Annotated in this window: 21 protein-coding genes; 6 read left to right on the top strand and 15 right to left on the bottom strand. The window is 61.3% G+C overall.

Annotation, left to right across the window (positions count from 1 at the left end; all coding sequences use genetic code 11):
• Positions 1-38: 38 nt before the first annotated feature.
• The 13 genes from M0D64_RS26940 to nac form a co-directional block, all read right to left on the bottom strand.
• Entirely contained in the window at positions 39-887 is an 849-nt protein-coding gene (locus M0D64_RS26940) for a transporter substrate-binding domain-containing protein (protein ID WP_266259958.1), read from the bottom strand.
• Positions 888-996: 109 nt separating this feature from the next.
• Complete coding sequence (locus M0D64_RS26945) at positions 997-1725, bottom strand: amino acid ABC transporter ATP-binding protein (protein WP_054033538.1); 729 nt, start codon at positions 1723-1725, stop codon at positions 997-999.
• A 27-nt stretch (positions 1726-1752) separates the two neighbouring features.
• On the bottom strand, positions 1753-2502 hold the full coding sequence (locus M0D64_RS26950) for an amino acid ABC transporter permease (RefSeq protein WP_266259959.1): 750 nt from the start codon (positions 2500-2502) through the stop codon (positions 1753-1755).
• A gap of 1 nt (position 2503) precedes the next feature.
• Positions 2504-3205, bottom strand: coding sequence for an amino acid ABC transporter permease (locus tag M0D64_RS26955; RefSeq protein ID WP_175049223.1), 702 nt, complete (start codon positions 3203-3205; stop codon positions 2504-2506).
• A gap of 349 nt (positions 3206-3554) precedes the next feature.
• A complete protein-coding gene (locus M0D64_RS26960) occupies positions 3555-4565 on the bottom strand; it encodes a D-glycerate dehydrogenase (RefSeq protein ID WP_266259960.1) in 1011 nt (336 codons plus the stop codon).
• Between the two features lie 32 nt (positions 4566-4597).
• Complete coding sequence (locus M0D64_RS26965) at positions 4598-5356, bottom strand: SDR family oxidoreductase (RefSeq protein WP_154559407.1); 759 nt, start codon at positions 5354-5356, stop codon at positions 4598-4600.
• Between the two features lie 172 nt (positions 5357-5528).
• Positions 5529-6296 carry a LamB/YcsF family protein gene (locus M0D64_RS26970; protein WP_168435624.1) on the bottom strand — a complete coding sequence of 256 codons (768 nt, stop codon included), beginning with the start codon at positions 6294-6296 and terminating at the stop codon, positions 5529-5531.
• A gap of 85 nt (positions 6297-6381) precedes the next feature.
• Positions 6382-6846, bottom strand: coding sequence for a biotin/lipoyl-containing protein (locus M0D64_RS26975; RefSeq protein WP_266259961.1), 465 nt, complete (start codon positions 6844-6846; stop codon positions 6382-6384).
• A 3-nt stretch (positions 6847-6849) separates the two neighbouring features.
• Positions 6850-7857: a biotin-dependent carboxyltransferase family protein gene (locus M0D64_RS26980; RefSeq protein WP_266259962.1), complete on the bottom strand. Its 1008-nt coding sequence runs from the start codon at positions 7855-7857 to the stop codon at positions 6850-6852.
• Complete coding sequence (pxpB, locus tag M0D64_RS26985; RefSeq protein ID WP_233464789.1) at positions 7854-8525, bottom strand: 5-oxoprolinase subunit PxpB; 672 nt, start codon at positions 8523-8525, stop codon at positions 7854-7856. Before pxpB ends, M0D64_RS26980 begins: the two co-directional genes overlap by 4 nt.
• An 83-nt stretch (positions 8526-8608) precedes the next feature.
• Positions 8609-9961, bottom strand: a complete 1353-nt coding sequence (gene accC, locus M0D64_RS26990) for an acetyl-CoA carboxylase biotin carboxylase subunit (protein WP_266259963.1) — start codon at positions 9959-9961, stop codon at positions 8609-8611.
• A 6-nt stretch (positions 9962-9967) separates the two neighbouring features.
• Entirely contained in the window at positions 9968-10465 is a 498-nt protein-coding gene (gene accB / locus M0D64_RS26995; protein WP_266259965.1) for an acetyl-CoA carboxylase biotin carboxyl carrier protein, read from the bottom strand.
• Positions 10466-10689: 224 nt separating this feature from the next.
• Positions 10690-11625 (bottom strand): nitrogen assimilation transcriptional regulator NAC, encoded by a 936-nt coding sequence (nac, locus tag M0D64_RS27000; protein ID WP_073430279.1) that lies wholly within the window; start codon positions 11623-11625, stop codon positions 10690-10692.
• Between the two features lie 274 nt (positions 11626-11899).
• Between nac and M0D64_RS27005 the strand changes: the two genes are divergently transcribed.
• The 3 genes from M0D64_RS27005 (at position 11900) to M0D64_RS27015 (ending at position 15631) form a co-directional block, all read left to right on the top strand.
• On the top strand, positions 11900-13108 hold the full coding sequence (locus M0D64_RS27005) for an aspartate transaminase (protein WP_266259967.1): 1209 nt from the start codon (positions 11900-11902) through the stop codon (positions 13106-13108).
• Positions 13109-13231: 123 nt separating this feature from the next.
• The gene (locus tag M0D64_RS27010; protein ID WP_233464787.1) at positions 13232-14347 is read left to right on the top strand and encodes a porin; all 1116 of its coding nucleotides are present in this window, start codon (positions 13232-13234) and stop codon (positions 14345-14347) included.
• Positions 14348-14596: 249 nt separating this feature from the next.
• The gene (locus tag M0D64_RS27015; protein WP_266259968.1) at positions 14597-15631 is read left to right on the top strand and encodes an L-idonate 5-dehydrogenase; all 1035 of its coding nucleotides are present in this window, start codon (positions 14597-14599) and stop codon (positions 15629-15631) included.
• Positions 15632-15781: 150 nt separating this feature from the next.
• On the opposite strand, the gene M0D64_RS27020 is transcribed toward M0D64_RS27015, so the two are convergent.
• The gene (locus M0D64_RS27020; RefSeq protein ID WP_171928661.1) at positions 15782-16450 is read right to left on the bottom strand and encodes an RraA family protein; all 669 of its coding nucleotides are present in this window, start codon (positions 16448-16450) and stop codon (positions 15782-15784) included.
• 272 nt (positions 16451-16722) lie between these two features.
• On the opposite strand from M0D64_RS27020, the gene M0D64_RS27025 reads away from it, so the two are divergent.
• Entirely contained in the window at positions 16723-17106 is a 384-nt protein-coding gene (locus M0D64_RS27025; protein WP_154559415.1) for a hypothetical protein, read from the top strand.
• A 101-nt stretch (positions 17107-17207) separates the two neighbouring features.
• Here M0D64_RS27025 and M0D64_RS27030 read toward each other — a convergent pair whose 3' ends face one another.
• Positions 17208-18143 (bottom strand): LysR family transcriptional regulator, encoded by a 936-nt coding sequence (locus M0D64_RS27030; protein ID WP_266259969.1) that lies wholly within the window; start codon positions 18141-18143, stop codon positions 17208-17210.
• Between the two features lie 116 nt (positions 18144-18259).
• Between M0D64_RS27030 and M0D64_RS27035 the strand changes: the two genes are divergently transcribed.
• Together M0D64_RS27035 and M0D64_RS27040 are read left to right on the top strand one after the other, a co-directional pair.
• The gene (locus M0D64_RS27035) at positions 18260-19117 is read left to right on the top strand and encodes an oxidoreductase (protein WP_266259970.1); all 858 of its coding nucleotides are present in this window, start codon (positions 18260-18262) and stop codon (positions 19115-19117) included.
• Between the two features lie 181 nt (positions 19118-19298).
• Positions 19299-20987, top strand: coding sequence for a hypothetical protein (locus M0D64_RS27040; protein WP_266259972.1), 1689 nt, complete (start codon positions 19299-19301; stop codon positions 20985-20987).
• Positions 20988-21026: the final 39 nt, after the last annotated feature.

Here is a 21026-nt window from a genome sequence, read left to right on the forward strand (position 1 = left end):
CAGATGAAAGCGCGCCGCTGCATCACACGCTTTCCGCCTCAGGACACCGGCGTGAACTTGAGCTTGTCGATCGGCGTGACCTTGTCGGTTCGCGTCAGGCCATACGGCGTCTTCGGTCCGAGCCACTTGTCGAAGATACCGCTCATCTCGCCGCTCTGCTCCATCGAAGCCAGGGCCTTGTTGACCGCACTCAGCATGGTCGGCTCGTTCTGGCGCAAGCCCACCGCGATCGGCTCGATCAGCATCGGCTCCGACGCAATCGCCACTGCGCCGTCGGTGCCGTCCACCTGCTTCGCGATCTTCGTGGCCGTCATCTGATTGGTCACGAAGCCTTTGACCTTATTCTGCTCGAGTGCCAGAAACGCCGAGCTGGTATCGTGAAACGTCACCGCCTGGCCATCCTTGATCGAAATTGGAATCGACTGAGCGGAAGTGGAGCCGTCGGCAGCGCTGATTTTCTGGCCCGCGAAATCGGTCAGTTTCTTGCTCGCGTCGGCCTTCTTCACGACAAGGACTTCCTTGGTCGAGTAGTACGAGTCGCTAAAGGCAATTTGCGTAGCGCGGGTTTTCGTGTAGGCCAGGTTGGCGACCACAATGTCGACACGCCCCAGCTTCAATTGCGGAATCCGCGCCTCGACAGCCAACGGTTCAAGCTTCGCCTTCACGCCCAACTGTTTCGCCACCGCGTTGCACAGGTCCACGTCCATGCCTTCGAGCTGGCGCGTCTGCGCGTTGGGATACGAGAACGGCTCGACGTTCGAATACACACCGCAGCTCAACTCGCCGCGGCCCTTGATATCGGCCAATTGATCAGCATGTGCCGGGGCAATCGATGCAACCGCGCCGCCAACGACCAACATCCCCGCGTAAATCTTCTTTACCTGCATCGTGATGCTCCTGAAGTGTATGTGTAAAGCAATCGACTGCTGATCAACGGTGGTCAAACCGAATCTGAATCTGTACTTGTGCCGCGGAAGCAATCCCGCCTTGCTTGCCTCAATGCGAGCGAAGATCGGACAGGAATCGCTGCGCCCGCTCGTGTTTCGGGCGCAAGAAGAACTCCTCCGGCTCCGCCGTTTCGAGAATCTTCCCTGCGTCCATAAACCAGACGCGATCGGCAACCTCGCGTGCAAAACCCATCTCATGCGTGACGCACATCATCGTCATGCCTTCCTGCGCGAGGCTCTTCATCACGTTCAACACTTCGCCGACCATCTCCGGATCAAGCGCGCTGGTGGGCTCGTCGAACAACATTGCCGGCGGGTCCATCGCCAGCGCTCTCGCAATCGCCACACGCTGCTGCTGACCACCGGACAATTGCGGCGGAAACGCACTGGCCTTGTTCGACAGACCGACGCGCGCGAGCAAATCCGCCGCTTTACGTTCCGCATCCGCGCGCTTGAGGCCGTGCACGCGCATTGGCGAGAGCGTGATGTTGTCCAGCACCGACAGATGCGGAAACAGGTTGAATTGCTGAAACACGAAGCCGACACGGCTGCGGTAAGCATTCAGACCCAGCTTCTTGTCGTGAATGTTTTGACCGTCGAAGAAGATCTGCCCGCGGTTGATCTCCTCGAGCCGGTTGACGGTGCGAATCAGAGTCGACTTACCCGATCCGGATGGTCCGCAGACCACCACGACTTCGCCTTTGCGAACTTCGGCGTTCACGTCCACGAGAGCGTGATATTCGCCGTACCATTTGTTGACGCTGGAAAACTTGATCATGCGAAATACCTCGAAGTGATTGAGCGCCTAGTTCTCGGTGGGCAACGGATCGGTCAGCGCAACGTTGGCCGCCTTCTGGGTCCTAGATGCGACGCCGGCCCGCTTGCGCGTCACGCGCCGCTCCAGATACTGCGCAAGCTGTGTGAGCGCGTAACACAGCGCGAAGTAACTCAAGGCGAGAATCAGGTACACGGGAAAGGGCTTCGTCAGCAGCCGGTTGTTGATCTGATCCGCCGCGAAGGAGATCTCCTGGACGTTGATGATGTAACCCAGCGAGGTTTCCTTGATTGTCGATACGAACTGCGTGACCATGCTCGGCACCACGTTGTAAAGCGCCTGCGGCAGGATGACCGCGCGCATGGTCTTCATGTAGCTCATGCCGAGCGCTCTCGAGGCTTCGGTCTGCCCTTTCGGCAACCCCTCGATGCCCGCACGGATGATTTCCCCGAGATAGGCCGAGTCATAGATGACGAGCGCGCACAGCATCGTGACAAACCCGGTGACCGGATAGCCGGTCAGAACAGGCACGAGAAAGTAGACCCAGAAGATCACCATCAGGAGCGGGATGCCCCGCACCATGTAGACGAGACCGGTGGCCGGCGCACGCAGAAACCGGAAAGGGCTGATGCGGGCCAGGGCGACCACGATACCCAAGGGAAATGCGATGACGAGTGCTGAAAGCGACAGCAAGATCGTCAATACGATGCCGCCTAGCGGGCCATGCGGATACTGCCCGATGAGCAGCAGAGTCCAGTTGTCGCGCAGGATATCGAGCATGTCACTTCACTCCCGGAATGCGGTAGTGCATCGCGATTTTGGCGCCGCACAGCATGATGACGAGGGAGAGGCCGAGATACACCGCCGTGGCGATGAAATACGACTCGAAAGACAGGAAGGTTTCGTTCTCGATCTGCCGGGTGACATACGTCAGTTCCGCCGCGCCGATCGCCATCGCGAGGCTCGTGTTCTTGAACAACAGGACTGCGTGATTGACCATCGGCGGAATTGCATTGCGCAGCGCTTGCGGAAGCACGACGAAACGCATGCCGTTCAGGAAGTTCAGACCCAGCGCGCGCGAAGCTTCGTACTGACCGTAGGGAATCGCACGCAATCCGCTGCGGATGTCTTCGGAGAGGTAGGCTGCACTGCACAGGCCGATCGCCACGACCGCAAAAATGAACTGGCCGTTGTAGTGGTTCAGCAGAGTCTGTAACGATTCCGGCAGGATGTTCGAAATGCCGAAGTACCAGAACAGGATCTGGACCAGCATCGGCACATTGCGGTGGTAGGCCACGAATGACGCGACGAAGGCCGTCGCGAGGCGATTGTTGGTCAGGCGGATCAGCGTGAGAAGAATGCCCACGACCAGTGAGAGTATCCACGCCAGCGCGGCCATCGCGAGGGTAAGCTCGATCCCATGGAGAAACAGCGCCCCATAGTCGCCTCGCAGCACTGTCGCCAGGTCAAAATGAAGTTTCATGTAGCACGTCCCAATGATTCGGATCGAAGCGATGATCCCGGTCTGACTCGACCGGCGGCACCATCGTCATTCCCCTGGAAGCCGTCATTGACTTCCGTGTTGAATTGATACTAGCTCGCGAAAAAAGGCCGTTGCAGAGGCCTTTCTTCTGGTGCAATAAGTTTCGGGAATGATGAATCGGAACGGCTTCCGGCAGTGCGACAGGCGTGGTTGTGCATGGTGTTTGTCTCCAGTATGTGGCGCCTCTGCGGGCGCCTCATCGTCAGTGGCGCGCTCCTTTATCGGAGCGCTCAAGCTTGAGAAACAACGGCGGTATTGCGCCGGCGCAGCATGCTGCGCCGGTCATGGTTCAGGCTATGGCTGTCGGGCGCGTCAGCACCTGCGGGTTCACCGGTGTCGGCGGTTTACCGGCCGCTGCGCCGTGTCCTAGAGCTGCGATCAAATTGTCTGCGCAAAGCGCGGCCATCGCGCGCCGCGTGCTGACAGACGCGCTGCCGATATGCGGCGTGAGCACCACATTCTTTTGCGCGAGAAGCGCCGGGCAGATAACCGGTTCACCTTCGAATACATCCAGACCCGCCGCCGCGATGCTGCCTTCGTTCAGCGCTACCGCCAAAGCTGCGTCGTCCACTACACCGCCGCGTGCGATATTGGTCAGCGTGGCCGACGATTTCATCTGCTTGAGCTCCGCGGCGCCAATCGCGTGATGCGAGCTCGCCGAGTAAGGCACCACGATGATCAGGTGATCCGACTCGCGCAACAGCGTTTCCTTGTCGACATAGCGTGCCTTGCAGCTCTCTTCGACATCCGGCGCCAGTTGCGAGCGATTGTGATAGATCACGCGCATGCCGAAGCCGAATGCGCTACGTCGCGCAATGGCCTGGCCGATACGTCCCATGCCGAGAATGCCGAGCGTCGAACCATGCACGTCGTTGCCGACGAACATGTCGTAGCGTCCGGTTTTGGTCCATTCGCCGGCACGCAGGAAGTGTTCCGACTCGGTGATGCGGCGCGCCGTTGCCATCATCAGCGCGAAGCCGAAGTCGGCGGTGGTATCCGTCAGGACGTCCGGCGTATTCGTCACCAGCACGCCGCGCGCGGTACAGGCTTCCACGTCGACGTTGTTGTAGCCCACGCCGATATTGCATACCGCCTTCAACTGCGGGCAAGCGTCGAGCAAGGTCGCGTCGATCCGGTCGCTGCCGGCCGTCATGGCCCCCACCTTGCCTTGCAGCCTGGTAATCAGCTCTGGTTGCGTCCAGATCGTATCGTCCGGATTGTCGGTCACGTCGAAGTTCGCGCGCAGGCGGTCGACGATGTCCGGAAATGACGCACGGGTAACCAGTACCGATGCACGCATGGAAAACCTCCTTGTTGGACTCTGGATTGCACTTACTCGTTGTGGTCGGCGGGATCGCGTTTGATCGTCGTCAGCCCGCCCGGCACTTGCAGCGTGGGCAGAATTTCCATGTTGCTAATGTTGACCGCGAGCGGAGCGGCGATCGCAAAGGCGATGGCATCGGCGATGTCGGACGGCAACGGCAGCTCGAAGCCGTCGATGAACTGCTTGCGCGCCGCCTCGATGTCGCCATGCACGTGGCCAAAAATATCGGTAGCGACGCGGCCCGGACAGATCTCCGTCACGCGTACGCGTCTGCCGGTCGCGTCCACTCGCAACTGGCGCGACAACGCATGGATGCCGGCCTTCGTTGCGGCGTAAATGGAGTTGCCGTTGAAGTTGTAAATCCCTGCGATCGAGCTGATGTTGACGATATGACCGCGATCGCGGGCAACCATGCCCGGCATGGTAAGCCGCACGATATGCAGAACAGCTTGCAGGTTGACTTCCACCTGAAGGTCGATGTCTGCGGCAGCGGCATCCAGAATCGAGCCTTTGGTCGATACGCCGGCGTTGTTCACGACGATATCGAACTGCACGTCCTGCGTCAGCTTCGTGACGGCTGCCAGATCGCACACGTCGATCGCGTGCGGGATGCAACCGGTTCGCTCCGCCAGCTCATTCAGACGATCCGCGTTGCGGGCGAGCGCATGCACTTCGAGTCCTTCACGGCAGAAGCGCTCGACGATCGCAGCGCCCATTCCGGTCGAAGCGCCCGTCACCAGCGCGGTCTTATAGTCTGAAAACGGCATGAATGACCTCTATCTGTAGTTCTGAACTGTCGCCCTTTGAGGCGTGCGATAAGCCTGTTACCAATGTATACGCCGTGAAAACGTGGGGCAAAGACGGATTGGCTTTGTGGCGATAAGACTGGCTTATGGTTGATCAATGCAGGTTGATCGATGCAGGTCGGCCGGCGCGCGCCTAGCGTACGAGCTTCGACACCGGCACGACCCGGCCACCCGCCGATTCGATCACGCCGCGCACCGTGCGCGCGAGTTCGACGGCACCAGGCGTATCGCCGTGCAGCAGGATCGATTGGACCGCGATCTTGAGCTTGTTGCCCGTGATCGTCGTGATCGTGCCGTCTTCGAGCAACTCCTTGACGCGTGCGAGGACAGCCGCGCGGTCCTTGATGACCGCGCCTTCCAGCTTGCGCGACACGAGCGCGCCCTGATCGTCGTAGGCACGATCGGCGAGAAAAGTGTTGGCCGTGCGCATCCCGATGTGATCGGCGGCCCGTTCGATTTCCGTGTTCGTCGAAACGCTGATGATCAGATCGCGATCGAATTCGGCAAGCGCCCGCACCAGCGGCTCGGCCAGTTCATACGATGCCGCAGCCATGTTGCCCAGCGCACCGTGAAAGCTCATGTGCGTGACGCGATGTCCGGCCCGCTTCGCGATGCCCGCAAGCGCGCCCATCTGATACACCACGTAATTCGCCAGTTCAAGCGGGTCAGCCTGAATCTGCCGCCGGCCGAAGCCCATCATGTCGGGAAAGCCGACATGCGCGCCGACGTCGATCTGGCGCGCGAGAGCCATCCGCACCGTCTTGTCCATGATGACGGGGTCGCCCGCGTGATAGCCGCATGCGACGTTGGCGGACGAGACGATGTCGAGCATCGCTTCGTCTTCGCCCATTCGATAGGGTCCAAAGCCTTCGCCCAGGTCCGCGTTCAGGTCGATTTCCACTATCCACTCTCCATTCTTTAAGCGGTCTGTGCCGGGCTATCTGCAGCGGACCACACCGGCTCAGTGTCTATCTATCGATATGCGTCTACGCCGACGGCGAGAGTTCGAGCAAGGGCGTTCCGTAACCGACCGTTGTGCCATGCGAGACGCACAAGCGCATGACCATGCCATCCGCCGACACGACCACAGGCACGCACAATTGCGCGATCTGCAGCAAGCCGACAATGTCGCCCGGTTTGACGTGATCGCCCGCGCTGACCAAAGGCGTTGAGCGCGCCGGATGCATCGACAGAAAGATGCCGGCCGACTTCGCGGTGATGCTGACGGCCTGCGTCTGCGCAGTGTCCGCTGCGCGCGCGAGTCCGCCAGGAACCACAGCCGAAACCGCCTGCGCCGGCGCATCCGCACCGGCAGAGCAAGGCGCCTGCTCCATCGTCAACCGAACCGTCGCCCCGGGCTTGCTGATTTCGATGAACTCGATATCGACTGCCGCGAGCCACGACGTGATCTGCCGAAGCTCGCCGATATCCACTTCGATTTTTTGTGTCATGTGTCAGTGTCGGGAAGGGCAAAACAGTGCAACGAGATTGCGCACCCTGACGAGATAACTGTCCAGTTCTTCCAGCGCCGTAACGGCTTCCGCGTACGTCGTCTGAACAAAGCGAATCTTCGTACCAATGCGCGCCTGCGCGAGCCGCCACAAATCGGCTTCGATCACGGTGCCGATCTTCGGATAGCCACCCGACGGTTGCGCATCCCGCAACTGAATGATCGGCTGGCCGCTATGCGGCACCTGGATCACGCCCGGCACGATGCCGTGCGAACGCTTTTCGATCGAATGCGTCGCGACCAGGGTCGGACCAGCGAGGCGATATCCGTAGCGGTCGCTCTGCGGCGTCACTTTCCACCCGTCGCGCCAGAACGCTTCGAGCGATTCCGGCTCGTAGCAATCGTATTCCGCGGCGGGCAGCACGCGCACCACGGTTTCGCCTGCATCGGCTGCGGGCAGGGATAACGGCGCCGGCAAGGAGTACTCAGGAGGCACCGTGCCGAAACCCGCGGCGAGCACCGCATCTTGCGGCACGACGCGCTCGGCGAGACCCACTGCCTTCACCACATCACCCTTCTGCAACTGACGACCGTTGTAGCCGCCGAACTGGCCGCGCAATTGCGTACTGCGGGAACCAAGCACCACCGGTACGTCCACGCCCCCCGCGAGCGACAGGTAACAGCGCGTGCCGCTGGTCGGCACGCCGATCGTCAGCACGTCGCCCTGTTTCGCATGCACGGTCCACCACGGCAATACGGGCCGATCGCCCAAGCGCGCCGAACAATCGGCACCGGTGATGGCGAACGAAAGATCTTCAAGGAAGCGAATGCGAAAGGGGAACATCGGAATCTCGATGCCGGCCGCGTCGTCCGGATTGCCGAGCAACAGATTGCCGACCGCGAGCGCCAACCGGTCCATCGCGCCGGCCGTTCCCACGCCGTAACGCAGATAGCCTTCACGCCCATGGTCCTGCACCGTCGCGAGCGCGGACGAAGACAAGATCTCGATCATGGAACAATCCTCTCGACGCGAAAACGGATCATGTCGCCGGGTGCGAGCGTGGCCGGGTTATCGCGCGTGGGGTCGAAGAACGACATCGATGTATGACCGATCGTGTTCCAGCCGCTCGGTCCCGTCGATGCGGAGACTCCGGTCTGCACTCCGCCGATCGACACCGCACCGCCAGGCAAACCCAGCACCGGCACCTTGCGCCGTGGCGTGGCGATACGCGGGTCCATGCCGCCCAGATAGCAGTACCCGGGATGGCTGCCGAGCGCATAGACCGTGTAGAGCGGCGCGCAGTGCAATTGCACGACCTCGTCGATAGACAAGCCGGTGTGATTCACCACGTCCTGCAGATGCGGCCCGAACTCGCCGCCGTATTCCACCGGCAAATCCACCACCCTCCCTTCGATCTGCAACTCGCCCGCCGCGGCCCACGCGTCGCGCAACGCGGCGCCGAGCGAGTCCGGGTCTGCGGGCGGCGTGGAAAACGTCAGCATCAGATTGGTCACGCCGGGTACCGCTTCACGCACGCCAGGCCATGATTCGACCTCGCGGGCGAGTGTCCAGATGCGGCGCTGCGCATGCAGATCGAGCGCGCCCGGCGCTTCGAACAGCATGGCCGTCGTACCCAGCATGCTGATGCAAAGCGCCTGCTCCGATTCATCCTGTTTCATTGCAAGGACAGTCCTCTGTGAATCCGGACGCAGCCGTTCGACTACATCCCCGTGCGCAATCGACGCATGCTCAACAGTCAGCGTCATGTCTGTTTCCTCGTTGCGAGCCAACGCTCCAGATGATGAATATCGACGCCGCCCTCACCGAACCCTTCGTCCTCGAGCATGGCCTGATGCAATGGCACGTTGGTGCGAATGCCTTCGATGCGCATCTCCGAGAGCGCGATGCGCATGCGCGCCAGCGCCTCTTCACGGGTTGCTCCGTGGGTGATCACCTTGGCGATCAGCGAATCGTAATACGGCGGCACGACTGCGCCGCCACTCATATGCGAGTCCACCCGCACGCCGTTGCCACCCGGCAGTTCCCAAACGGAAATCTTCCCCGGACACGGGGCGAAGGTGAACGGGTCCTCGGCGTTGATCCGGCATTCCAGCGAATGGCCAAGCGTGCGAATGTCCGACTGACGAATCGTCAACGCGTGTCCCTGGGCGATCCTTATCTGTTCCCGCACGATGTCGATGCCCGACGTCATTTCCGTCACGGGATGTTCGACCTGCAGCCGCGTATTCATTTCGATGAAGTAGAACTGACCGTTCTCGAACAGGAATTCGAAGGTGCCCGCGCCACGGTAATTCGTCTGCCGGCAGGCCTCGACGCAGCGCTCGCCCACTTGCCGGATCAATTCCGGGTCGATGCCGGGTGCGGGCGCCTCTTCCAGTACCTTCTGATGACGCCGTTGCAGCGAACAGTCGCGCGAACCGAGCCACAGGGCATTGCCGTGCGTATCGCACAGGACTTGAATTTCGACGTGACGCGGATGCTCGAGAAACTTTTCGACATAGAGCTCGGGCTTGCCGAAGGCGCGGCGTGCTTCTTCGCGCGTCACCGACACGGCTTCGAGCAACTGCTCGGGGCCTGGCACGACACGCATGCCTCGTCCGCCGCCGCCACCCGCCGCCTTGACGATCACCGGATAGCCGATTTCTTGCGCGACCCGCAGGATCTCCGTGGGGTCGTCCGGCAGACCGCCGTCCGGGCCCGGCACACAGGGCACGCCGGCCGCACGCATGGCCCGTTTGGCGGCGACCTTGTCGCCCATCGTTCGAATGGAGTCGGGCTCGGGGCCGATGAAGGCCATGCCGGCGGCCTCGACCTGCGCCGCAAAATCCGCGTTTTCCGACAGGAAGCCGTAGCCGGGATGAATCGCCTGTGCGCCGCTCACGTGCGCCGCGAACAGGATCGCGGCCCGGTTCAGATAGCTTTGCCCTGGTGCGGCGGGGCCGATGCACAGCGCCTCGTCGGCGAGCCGCACATAACGCGCGTCGGCGTCGGCCTCGGAATGGACGGCGACGGTTTTCAGACCGAGTTCACGGCAGGCGCGCTGGATTCGAAGCGCGATCTCGCCGCGGTTGGCAATCAGTACTTTGTTGAACATGGTCGATCAGCCGATCCGGAACAGCGGCTGCCCGGATTCCACTTCGCTGCCCGGAGCTACAAGAATCTCCAGAACGGCGCCGCTGAGTTCGGACTCGATCGCGTTGAACATCTTCATTGCCTCGATCGTGCAGAGCACCTGCCCTTCCTTGATCGTGTCGCCGGGATTCACGAAGGGCGCCTCGCCGGGCGCCGGCGTCAGATGAACGACGCCGAACATGGGCGCACGAACGAGTTGCGGCTCACTGGTGGTTGCGGGGGCTGCCTGAGGAGTGTCGACAGATTGCGCAGGCTCGGCGAGCGGTGATTGAGCCCCTTGGCTCCCTTGGGTGCCCAGGGTGGACGTCACGGCTGCACGTTCATCGCCCGAAGGCGCCTCAGCCCGCTTGCCGCGCCGTTTCGCCTTCACAAGCTTGACCCGTTCCTCGCCCTCGATGACTTCGAGCTTGGCCAGCGGAGAGTCCGCCAACAGGTCGATAAGCGCCTTAATCTTCTGGAGATCCATCTTTGAGTCCGTAGCCGGTTGGACGCGCGCCGGTCGATTGGCGTGCGCGAAGCACCGCTGGGGCAGTACGGCAACCCGATTCAATCTCCGGTTGCCTCGCCCGCGTGACGGCTAGCCTCGTCGCGCCGGCTCACTGCGAACCGGGGCGATCGACGATGGATTCAATGTATCCGGCGCATAAAAAATGCGCCAAGACGGTTTGGCTTTGTAGCGATAAGGCGCGCTTATGTATCGGCGCTATCGGCGCCGGACTCGAAGCGCACGTCGAGCGCAAGGTCGCCGGCCAGTTCCAGCAGGATGTCCTTGACGGCCGCGGCGGGCTCGGAAAGCGGCAAATGGTCGGACAGACAGACCGAAAGCGGAATCTTGATGACGGGTGAAACGATCCGGCATTGCACGACGTCGCCCGCCGCGGCTACGACCCGTGCGGTGGAATCGGGCAGGATGGTCGCACCGATCCCCGCGCTCACCGCGGCCGACAACGTCGACGCGGATTCGATTTCAGCCACGACCTTGGGGATCATCTGCACGCGCGCGAAACCCTCGTCGACGTACTTGCGCAGATAGTTGTACGGACGCGGCAGCAGCAAAGGCACGTCGCGCAACTCCGTCACGGCGATCTGCTCCTGCGTGATCCCCATGCTGCGCGGCGCCACGAGGAACAGTTCCTCGTTCATCAGAAGCTGGAACGACAGGCCGTGGACGGGCTTGTCGCCATACAGCACGGCCATGTCCATACGCCCGTTCATGATCAGTTCGCTGAGCGTCGTGCCGAAATTCTCGTTGATATAGAGCAGGATGTCCGGATGGCGGGCGCGCACGGTCCGCAGCAGCGGCAGCGACAGCGCCGACGCGCCGGTGCCGGGCGCGAGCCCGACCGAAACCTGGCCTGACAGCGTCTGACCGGCGCTCTTCACGTCGGCCTGAGCCTGTTCGTACTGGCGCAGTATCAACTGGGCGTGGCGATACAGCGTGGCGCCCGCCTCAGTGGCCGTGACGCCCCGCTTGGTGCGTACGAGCAGTTGTTGCTGGAACTCGTCTTCGAGTGTGATCAACTGCTGGCTCAGCGCCGGCTGGGCGATATGAAGCACTTCGGCGGCCTGCGTCAGGCTGCCGATATCGACGATCTTCACGAAGTACTTCAAACGCCGCAGGTTCACGGTAGTCGCGTCTCAACGTTAAGTGATGGCAACAATGATAGGGCAAGCGCCGCCCCGCGCACAGTGCTTAAAAAACCTCGCTCCCGCTCCTGCAACGCTAAAAGCGTGGCCTGTCAGCGTATTCCCGCATGAACCCCGATCGGTAAATGCCGGACGTGCACGCGTACCGTCCTGTCATAAGTGGATGTTATTGCGCCAGCGGAAAGACGTCTTGGCTTGAACTTTTTCGCGCGCTTAAGGTGAAGCCTCATCAAATGCCGTTGAGGAGTCAAGTGTGAGTGCATCGCGAATTGCCGCCCGCGTCCAACGAATCAAACCTTCGCCGAGCAGCGCCGCGGCGGACCGGGCCGCGGAACTGCGGCGGCAGGGGAAAACCATCGTCAACCTCGTGGTCGGCGAACCCGATTTCGACACGCCCGCGCACATTCGCCAGGCCGCTTTCGATGCGATGGAGCGCGGCGAAACGCGCTATACGCAAACCGCGGGCACGCCGGCGCTGCGCGCCGCCATCGCCGCAAAGCTGCAACGCGAGAACGGTCTCTCGTACGATCCCAAACACATCATCGTGACGTGCGGCGCCAAACACGCGATCTTCAACGCGCTCGCCATCACCGTTGAAGCAGGCGATGAAGTCCTGATTCCCGCCCCCTACTGGGTGTCCTACCCGGACATGGTGCTCGCCTGCGACGGCGTGCCGGTCGTCGTGCCCTGCACCGAGGAAGACAGTTTCAAGCTCACGCCCGCCGCCCTCGAAGCGGCGATTACGCCCCGTACGCGCTGGCTGATCATCAATTCGCCGACCAATCCCACGGGCGCAACGTATAGCGCCGCAGAACTGCGCGCATTGGCGGATGTGCTGTTGCGTCACCCGCAGGTGCTGGTGATGATGGACGACATCTACGAACACATCCGGTTCGAAGGCGAAGCATCACAGCACCTCTTGTCGATTGAACCCGAACTCAGCTCACGCACCCTGGTCGTCAACGGTGTGTCCAAGACCTACGCGATGACCGGCTGGCGCATCGGCTATGCCGCCGGTCCCGCCGACCTGATCGCGGCCATGGACACGCTCCAGTCCCAATCCACCAGTAACGCCAGTTCGATCAGCCAGGCCGCGGCGCTCGCAGCGCTGACGGGCGACCAGACATTCGTGCAGCAATCGGTGCGGACCTACAAGGAACGCCGCGACCACGCACTCGAAGCCCTTAACGCGATTCCCGGCATCAGTTGCAAAACGCCGGGCGGCGCTTTCTATCTGTATGTCAATTGCGGCGGCATGATCGGCCGCACCACGCCGCAAGGCAAGCGCCTCGAGGGCGACGCGGATGTCGTTCTGTATCTGCTAGAACACGCCGGCGTCGCGCTGGTTGCCGGATCGGCCTATGGCGTTTCGCCCTTCTTCCGGATGTCGATCGCGACAAGCATCGACATCATCGATGAAGGCTGCAGGAAGATTGCCGCCGCGGTCGCCGCACTGAACTGAGAGTACGGCGACGACGTGAATACGTCGCGTCGTCGCTTTGAAAAAAAGACATGCCGCGCCGCGAGGACGTGGCAGTCGGTTTGGAATTTTCCATTTTTCGTCAATCTGCAAGGGGATCTACTCGTGAAAAAGCATACATTAGGCATACTAACTGGATTAGGACTGGCAGCAGTTTCTGGGATCGCGCACGCGCAGTCGAGCGTCACCCTGTACGGCATCATCGACGAAGCGGTGCGCTACGACACCCACCAGAACAAATCCGGCGGGAAGCTTTTCACGATGGGTAGCGGCGGCGAGATTCAGGGTAGCCGCTGGGGTCTGCAGGGAACCGAGGATCTCGGCGGCGGATTAGCCGCCATTTTCCAACTCGAAGGCGGCTTTACACCGAATACCGGTGTGACGCAGCAATCCACGCCGTCCGGCGCGGCCCGCCTGTTCGGCCGCACCGCGATGGTGGGGCTGCGCAGTACCGACTACGGCACGTTGACGATGGGCCGGCAATACACGCTGGTGCATGAAATGGGCTGGACGCACGATATCTATGCGTTCGCCAATTACACCGGCACGGTCGGCTTTCAAGGTGCCGGTCTGACTGGCGGCGGCCGTCTGGACAATTCCGTGCGATATACCTCGCCGACGCTTGCAGGTTTTACCCTCAAGGGCTCGTATACGTTTGGCGGTGTAGCGGGAAATACTCACCAGAACTCGTCGCCGGCCGTCAGCCTTTCTTACGACCACGGCCCCTTGAGCGTTGGCGCGGCCTATCAGATCGTCAACGACATCGGCGGCCTGACGCCTGCGACCAGCACCTACGGCAGCACGTACTTCGGCGTGACGATCCCGGACAGCTCGCAAAAGATCTTCACCGCGGGCGCAACGTATAAGTTCGGCGCGGCGAAGGTGTTCGGCTCGTATATCTACAGCCACGTCTATCCGGCCGACTATCGCAACGACTCCTTCTCCACCGCGGTCCAGTACTTCATCACGCCGGGACTCGTGCTCGATCTGCCGTTCTACATCGACTTCGTCCATCACGCAGGTCAGAGCGGCACGCGCATCACGACCGGTCCGACGTTCGACTATTTCCTCAGCAAGCGCACCGACGTCTATGTCGGCGTGGACTACAACCACCTCACCGGCGCATGGACGACCCTCGCCGCCGCCTCCGGCTCGAACCAGCCGTTCTATGGCTTCAACTCGCTGTTCGAAGCGACAATCGGTTTGCGTCACAAGTTCTAAGGTTTGCAGTGTGGCACGTCTGTTCGGTGTCGCCCGGCGCCGGCAGACCTCACCGAAAGCCGAACGACATCGGGACGCGAAGTCTTGTCCCGATCGTCAACAATGTGATCGAGAACATGACCAAGCCGCTGGAATGAGCATCCATAAGCGTCGACTATCGGCCCAGACAACTTTGATCTTTGTCGACTGGGCCTTGAGACGCTACCGTATAGCGTGCTGATCCCGCATTCACCGTTATAGGCCCTCACCATGCATGCACTTGTCATTCACGCCCCGCTCGATCTGCGCATCGAGGACGTTCCCACGCCTGAACCGGAAGCCAACCAGTTGCTCGTACGGGTTCGGGCCGGCGGTATCTGCGGTTCGGATCTTCACTACTTCAACCATGGTGGTTTCGGCACGATTCGCATCAAGGAGCCCATGGTGCTCGGTCATGAAGTCTCGGGTGCCGTCGCGCGCGTGGGATCTGGTGTGACGGATATGCCGGTCGGCACACGGATCTCCATCAGCCCAAGCCGGCCGTGCGGTCTGTGTCAATACTGTCAGCAAGGGCTGCAGAACCATTGCCTGGATATGCGCTACTACGGCAGCGCCATGCGCACGCCGCACGTGCAGGGCGCATTCCGGCAGGAGATCGTGATCGACCGTTCACAGGCGCACGTCGTGGCGGACTCGTTGAGCGATGCGGAAGCCGCGATGGCCGAACCGCTTTCGGTTGCCCTTCACGCCGTTCGGCGCGCGGGTCCGTTGCTCGGTAAGCGGGTGCTCGTCACAGGATGTGGGCCGATCGGCGCGTTGATCGTGGCGGCCGCGCGCAGGGCCGGTGCAGCGATGATCGTGACAACCGACGTGAATACGTTGCCGCTGGACAGCGCGAAAAAGGTCGGCGCCGACCTCGCGTTCAATATCGCGGAGACGCCGGACGCGCTCCAGCCGTTCGCCGTCGACAAGGGCAGCTTCGACGTTCTGTTCGAGGCGAGCGGCAACGCAGCGGCATTGCGCGGGGCATTCGACGTGCTCAAACCGCGCGGCGTGATCGTCCAGGTCGGCCTCGGTGGCGACATCTCGTTGCCGATCAATGTGATCGTCGCCAAGGAATTCGATCTGCGCGGCGCGTTCCGCTTCCACGAAGAATTCGCCATTGCCGTCGAACTGCTGAACAAGGGATTGATCGACGTGAAGCCCCTGATCTCGGGCATTTTCCCGTATCAGGATTCGGTCAAGGCGTTCCAGACAGCGGGCGACCGTTCAAAATCGATGAAGGTGTTGGTGAGCTTCGATTAATTGGTCCCGCACGTGTGGCGACGATGACGCGGCAAGCCGCGTTCTCGTCGTCATGCGTCCACCCATCACGCGAATGGGCAATGAAAGGGCGATAAAAAAAGCCGACGTCGCGATGTAGACGTCGGCTTTTTCCTTCTCCCCACACGGTGCTCAGTTATTGCATCGTGCTTCGAGCGCATCGATAAACGCGCGGTTCCAGCGGCCTTCCTTCATCGCTCGCATCGTCTCAGCCTCTGCTTCCAGAACGGCCAGCGCTTTTTCGATGACGTGTTCGGCATCGCCTTGCGGAATGGCGAGCAAGCCATCCTGATCGCCGACCACGATATCCCCCGGATTGACCACCATGCCGCCGACCGACACCGGCACATTGATTTCACCCGGACCGTCTTTATACGGTCCACGGTGCGTGACCCCACGGGCGTAAACCGGAAAATCCCGATCGCGGATCTCCGCGACATCGCGGATCGCGCCGTCTACCACCAAACCAACAACGCCGATGTGGGCCGCGTAGAACGACAGAATGCCGCCGACCACGGCGTTGTTGAGATCACCACCAGCATCCACGACCAGTACGTCCCCTGGACGGCAAAACTCCAGGGCGCGCAGGTAAGTCAGGTTATCCCCGCCACGCGAGCGCACCGTGACCGCGGTACCGGCCATCGTCTTCTTGCCGGGCCGCTGATACGGGTGCAGGCCCACACTGCCGATGTTGCGATGCATGTTGTCGCTGAGCGCAGAGACGGGGATGTCGCGCAACGCGCTAAGGATCGTTTCGGCAGCCTGAGCCGCCGACGGGTTCTTCCTGATGGCTTTGTACATGGTCGATCTTCGCTTCCGGATGTAAGGGGAGCGGCTCATGCAGATCAGGAACGAGTAGGCACGACACCGCTGCAACACGGATATAACGGTATATCGCCCCCGCAAATCGCGCCAAGACGGGTTCGTTCTTGCACGATAGGAAACGCTTATGAAACGCAATTGCCGGAGGAGGCGGCGCTCAGATACGCCGAGGTCGACTCTCGACGATCAGTCATAGGCAGCGAAAGCAGACATTGGTTAACATCGCTCATTGCCCCTGGGATTTCACACCGATGCCCTCTTCCATCCGCAACTCGCTCGTCTGGATCTTCGACGCATTCGAGCGCGACGCCACCTATATTCGCAAACGGATGTTCGGCAGCGATGCCGCCTATATCGACGGCCTGCTATGTCTGATTGCCGCCGATCGCGACAAGCCGTGGAATGGCTTGCTGGTGTGCACCTCGCACGAACGCCACGCCGCGCTCATTGAAGAAGTACCCGCTTTGCGGCCGCATCCGGTGCTTGGAAAATGGCTTTATGTGCCGCAAGACGATCCGGCTTTTGAAACCACCGTCGAAACCATGACGGCGCTCGTGCTCGCTCGCGACCCGCGCGTAGGTGTCGAACCGAAGCCGCGCAAACGGAGCGGCAAATCCACGTTGCCGAAGACATAAAGCATCGCTGCCGGCCGCCTCATCACATGACGTCCGCAAGCTAACTCGCTAACGCTGCAGTACGTTATCCCCGTTCAGAGGCTTATCTGAACCCGGCACGCTCAACGCGCAGCACGAAGCTCAGACGGCTCGAGATAGAAATTCCTGTTCCCCGCGAGGCGCTCGACCATAAAGTCGATGAACGTCCTCACGCGCAGCGGTTGCTCGGTTCGATGGCGATAGTAGACGTAGACGGCCTCACGCTGCGTGACATGCCTGACGAGCAGTGGAACAAGTTCGCCACGCCTGATAGGCAAGGCCGCCGAAAAGCTGCCGAGTTGACCGATTGCGAGTCCCGCCAGCACGGCTTGGGTCTCCGCGTCCGTGTCATTGACGCATAAGCTAGCTGCGACATCGCGATAGGCGATCTCGTCACCAATCAGAAATTCCCACGGAGCCTGCTTGCCGGTATTCGCCCGTCGATAGCCGGTGCAGCGGTGCCCGTCGAGCTCGTCGATGGTCCGCGGCGCTCCATAGCGCTCGATATAGGCAGGCGACGCACAGACAATCAACTGGATCGGCAACAGCCGTCTCGCGATCGTGCCGCCCGACGGCGGAGAACCACCGCGAAAGCCAACGTCGGCGCGATCGCTGACGAGGTCGGTGAAGTGATCGTCGAACTGCACATCCAGTTGTACATTCGGATGCAATTCGGCGAATTCCAGGAAATATGGCCATAGCACCGTGCGCCAGAACGCGCTTGGTGCACTGACCCGCAACGGCCCCGCAATCGCGTCTTTCGATCGCCGCGCGTCGTCGAGTGCCGACGACAGTATCGCCAACGCAGGTCTCACGCTGTCCAGAAGCCCCTGCCCCTCCTCGGTCAAGCTCAACTTGCGTGTGGTTCGGTGGAAAAGCCGAACCCCCAGCTCCTTTTCCAGTTGCATGACCGTGTGGCTCGCGGCCTGCGGCGAGATGCCCTGATCCACGGCGGCCTTACGCAGGCTTCCCAGCGCCGCGGCCCGGACGAATATCGTGATTGCGCGTACTTCGTTCATGGCCGCCCGAATTAGCAAATAAAAGTTGATTATCAGTCTACCAACTGGCGTCTAGTTTGTGCCAATCGCTCCTCCTATTATTCGTTCACTTTCACCCGAACCGTAGGAGAAACATCATGACTAACAACACAAACAACGGCTTCAAGCGCGTCTGGTTCATCACCGGCGCGACACGCGGCCTCGGCGCCCTGATCGCCCAGGCGGCCCTGGCTGACGGCAACGCGGTCGTTGCCACTGGCCGCAATGTCGCAGCGATCGCCGAGCGCTTCGGTCACTCGCCGGCACTCCTTCCCGTGGCGCTGGACGTGACCGACGAAGCCCAGGCGAAGGCCGCGGTTCAAGCCGCAGTTGAACGGTTCGGCCGGATCGACGTTCTGGTCAACAATGCGGGCTTCGGTTTGCTTGGCGCCATCGAGGAGTCGAGCGATGCCGATGTGCGCCGCATGTACGACACGAACGTATTCGGCTTGCTGAATATCACGCGCGCCGTTCTGCCGGTGATGCGCGCCCAGCGGGCCGGTCACATCATCAATATGTCGTCGATCGGCGGCTATCGGTCAGCCGCCGGGTTCGGCGCCTATTGTTCGACCAAGTTCGCAGTTGAAGGCTTGACCGAGGCATTGCACGCCGAGCTGAAGCCGCTCGGCATTCACGCAACGGTCGTGGAGCCTGGATACTTCCGTACGGACTTTCTCGACGCGTCATCGCTTGTTGTTGCCGGGAACGTGATTGCCGACTATGACGAGACGTCAGGAGCTGTTCGCCGGCTCGCTACCGGCATGAACCACAACCAGCCGGGCAACCCGGAGAAACTCGCGGCCGCCATGGTCGATCTGGTCGACGCACCAACGCCTCCGCTGCGGCTGCCGCTTGGCACCGACACGCTGAAGGCGATTGCTGAGAAGAATGCGTATGTCACGCAGGAAACCGAAACGTGGAAGGCGTTGTCGGCATCGACTGACTTTTCTGAATAAATGCTGACACTATCCGCTTCCCATTTGCGTTGGGGAATGGGAAGCGGATCGGCCGATACGCAATGGGGGTTTGCACCGAAGCCGCCGCCACTAATCCTTCATCATGCGTTGTTACGGTAACCGGGTTGTCCGTGCTAGTCCGTCTGAAAAGAACTTCCACCTCCCCACCCGGAACCTACAGATGAAATCGACTCCCGTCTGCAACGCGACACGCCGCCTGTCATTTCCCCGACCGGCTTCCACGGTAGCACTGGTGCTCTGCGCCGCCGCCCTCAACGCACATGCCGAACAGTCAGATTTCCGCGGTGAAAGTCGCTTTGAGCCAGGCTTACTGGTTGTAAGTCGAAGCGTGTACGACAACCAGTCAAGCAACGTTCAGGTTGGCGCGGTCCTGCCGCCGAATTGCGGAGCCACTCAGGGCGGCTGTAGCGCGGCCACTGGCGCGCCGAGCGACGGCACCTATCCGTACGTGTGGAACAACGACGGCTATGACGGCAGCTTCGGCATCACGTCGCGGATCGTTCTCGACCAGCTCACGCCGTCCGGCGAGTGGGTCAGCTCGCTCGAAGTGCCCAACAGTTTGCAGAAAACGCCGCGACGTGACCAACTCGTCACCAGCTTCAGCTCCAAATCGGAACTCGGCCTGCACCTTTCACTCGACGGTCAGTACCTGACCTTTATGGGCTATGTCGCGCCGGTGAATACGCTGGACGTCTCCAATTCGAACACGCCTGGCGTCGTCGATCCCACTAATCCGGTGGGGCAGAATTACTATCGGGCAGTCGCACGCGTCGACCGTGATGGGCACTTCCGCATCACCGAGACGAATGCATATAGCGGCAACAACGGCCGTTCGGCGATTCTGAATAACCGCGATGGCGAAGATTTTTTCTACACAGCCGGCAACGCGGGTAACGGTGCCAATCCTCAACCGGCCGGCGTGATCCTCGGCGCAGGCGCACAGTTCATCGACGCCACGAAAAAGCATGAGGCGCAGCAGGATCCGGGCGCGCCGACGCCGGTCGCCAGCTTCTCGGTCACTGAGCTTGGCAAGCCGGCGGACAAGATCGGCAAGGACGACAACTTCCGGGGCATGACCGTATTCAACAACGTCCTCTACTTTACGAAGGGTAGCGGCAGCAACGGCGTGAACACGGTGTACTTTGTGGATACCACTGGAAACGCCTGCCCGTCTGGCACGGGTGTGCCGGCCGCCAATGCGGCATTGCCCAGCAAGGCGCTTGCTTACGACTCCGCGACGGTCCAAACCAACGGACTGCCAAGCAATATGTGCGTACTGGCCGGCTTCCCGTCGACGCCCAACAAGACCGCGACTACGCTCTCCTATCCGTTTGGCCTCTGGTTCGCCAACGCGACGACGCTCTATGTCGCGGACGAGGGCGATGGTTACACGGGTGGCCCCGATCTTTACACGCATGCGGCCGCGCAGACTGGCGCGGGTCTGCAGAAGTGGGTGTATAACGCCGGTGCGAAAAAGTGGACGCTCGCCTACACCCTGCAGGCGGGTCTGAACCTGGGCCAGCAATACACGGTGCCCGGATATCCGACCGGCTCCAATACGGCAACGGGACTGCCGTGGGCACCGGCGACGGATGGGCTGCGCAACCTGACCGGCCGTGTCGAAAATGACGGCACAGTCACGCTCTGGGCAATGACGTCGACCATCAGCGGCAACGGCGATGTGGGCGCCGATCCGAACAAGCTGGTAGCCATTCGCGACCTGCTCGCGAATACGACTGTGTCCGGCGCCGCTCGCGAGAAATTTGTCGCCTTGCGAGGCGCGGGCTTTGGTGAGGTATTGCGCGGCGTTTCGTTCACGCCGGGTACTGATCAGGACCACCGTTTCTGACGCACTGACAACAGGGTGAGGCCACGCCGCGGCGCATTC

It is taken from the genome of Paraburkholderia sp. WS6 (assembly GCF_030464835.1).
In the GTDB taxonomy this organism is placed as follows: Bacteria; Pseudomonadota; Gammaproteobacteria; order Burkholderiales; family Burkholderiaceae; genus Paraburkholderia; species Paraburkholderia madseniana.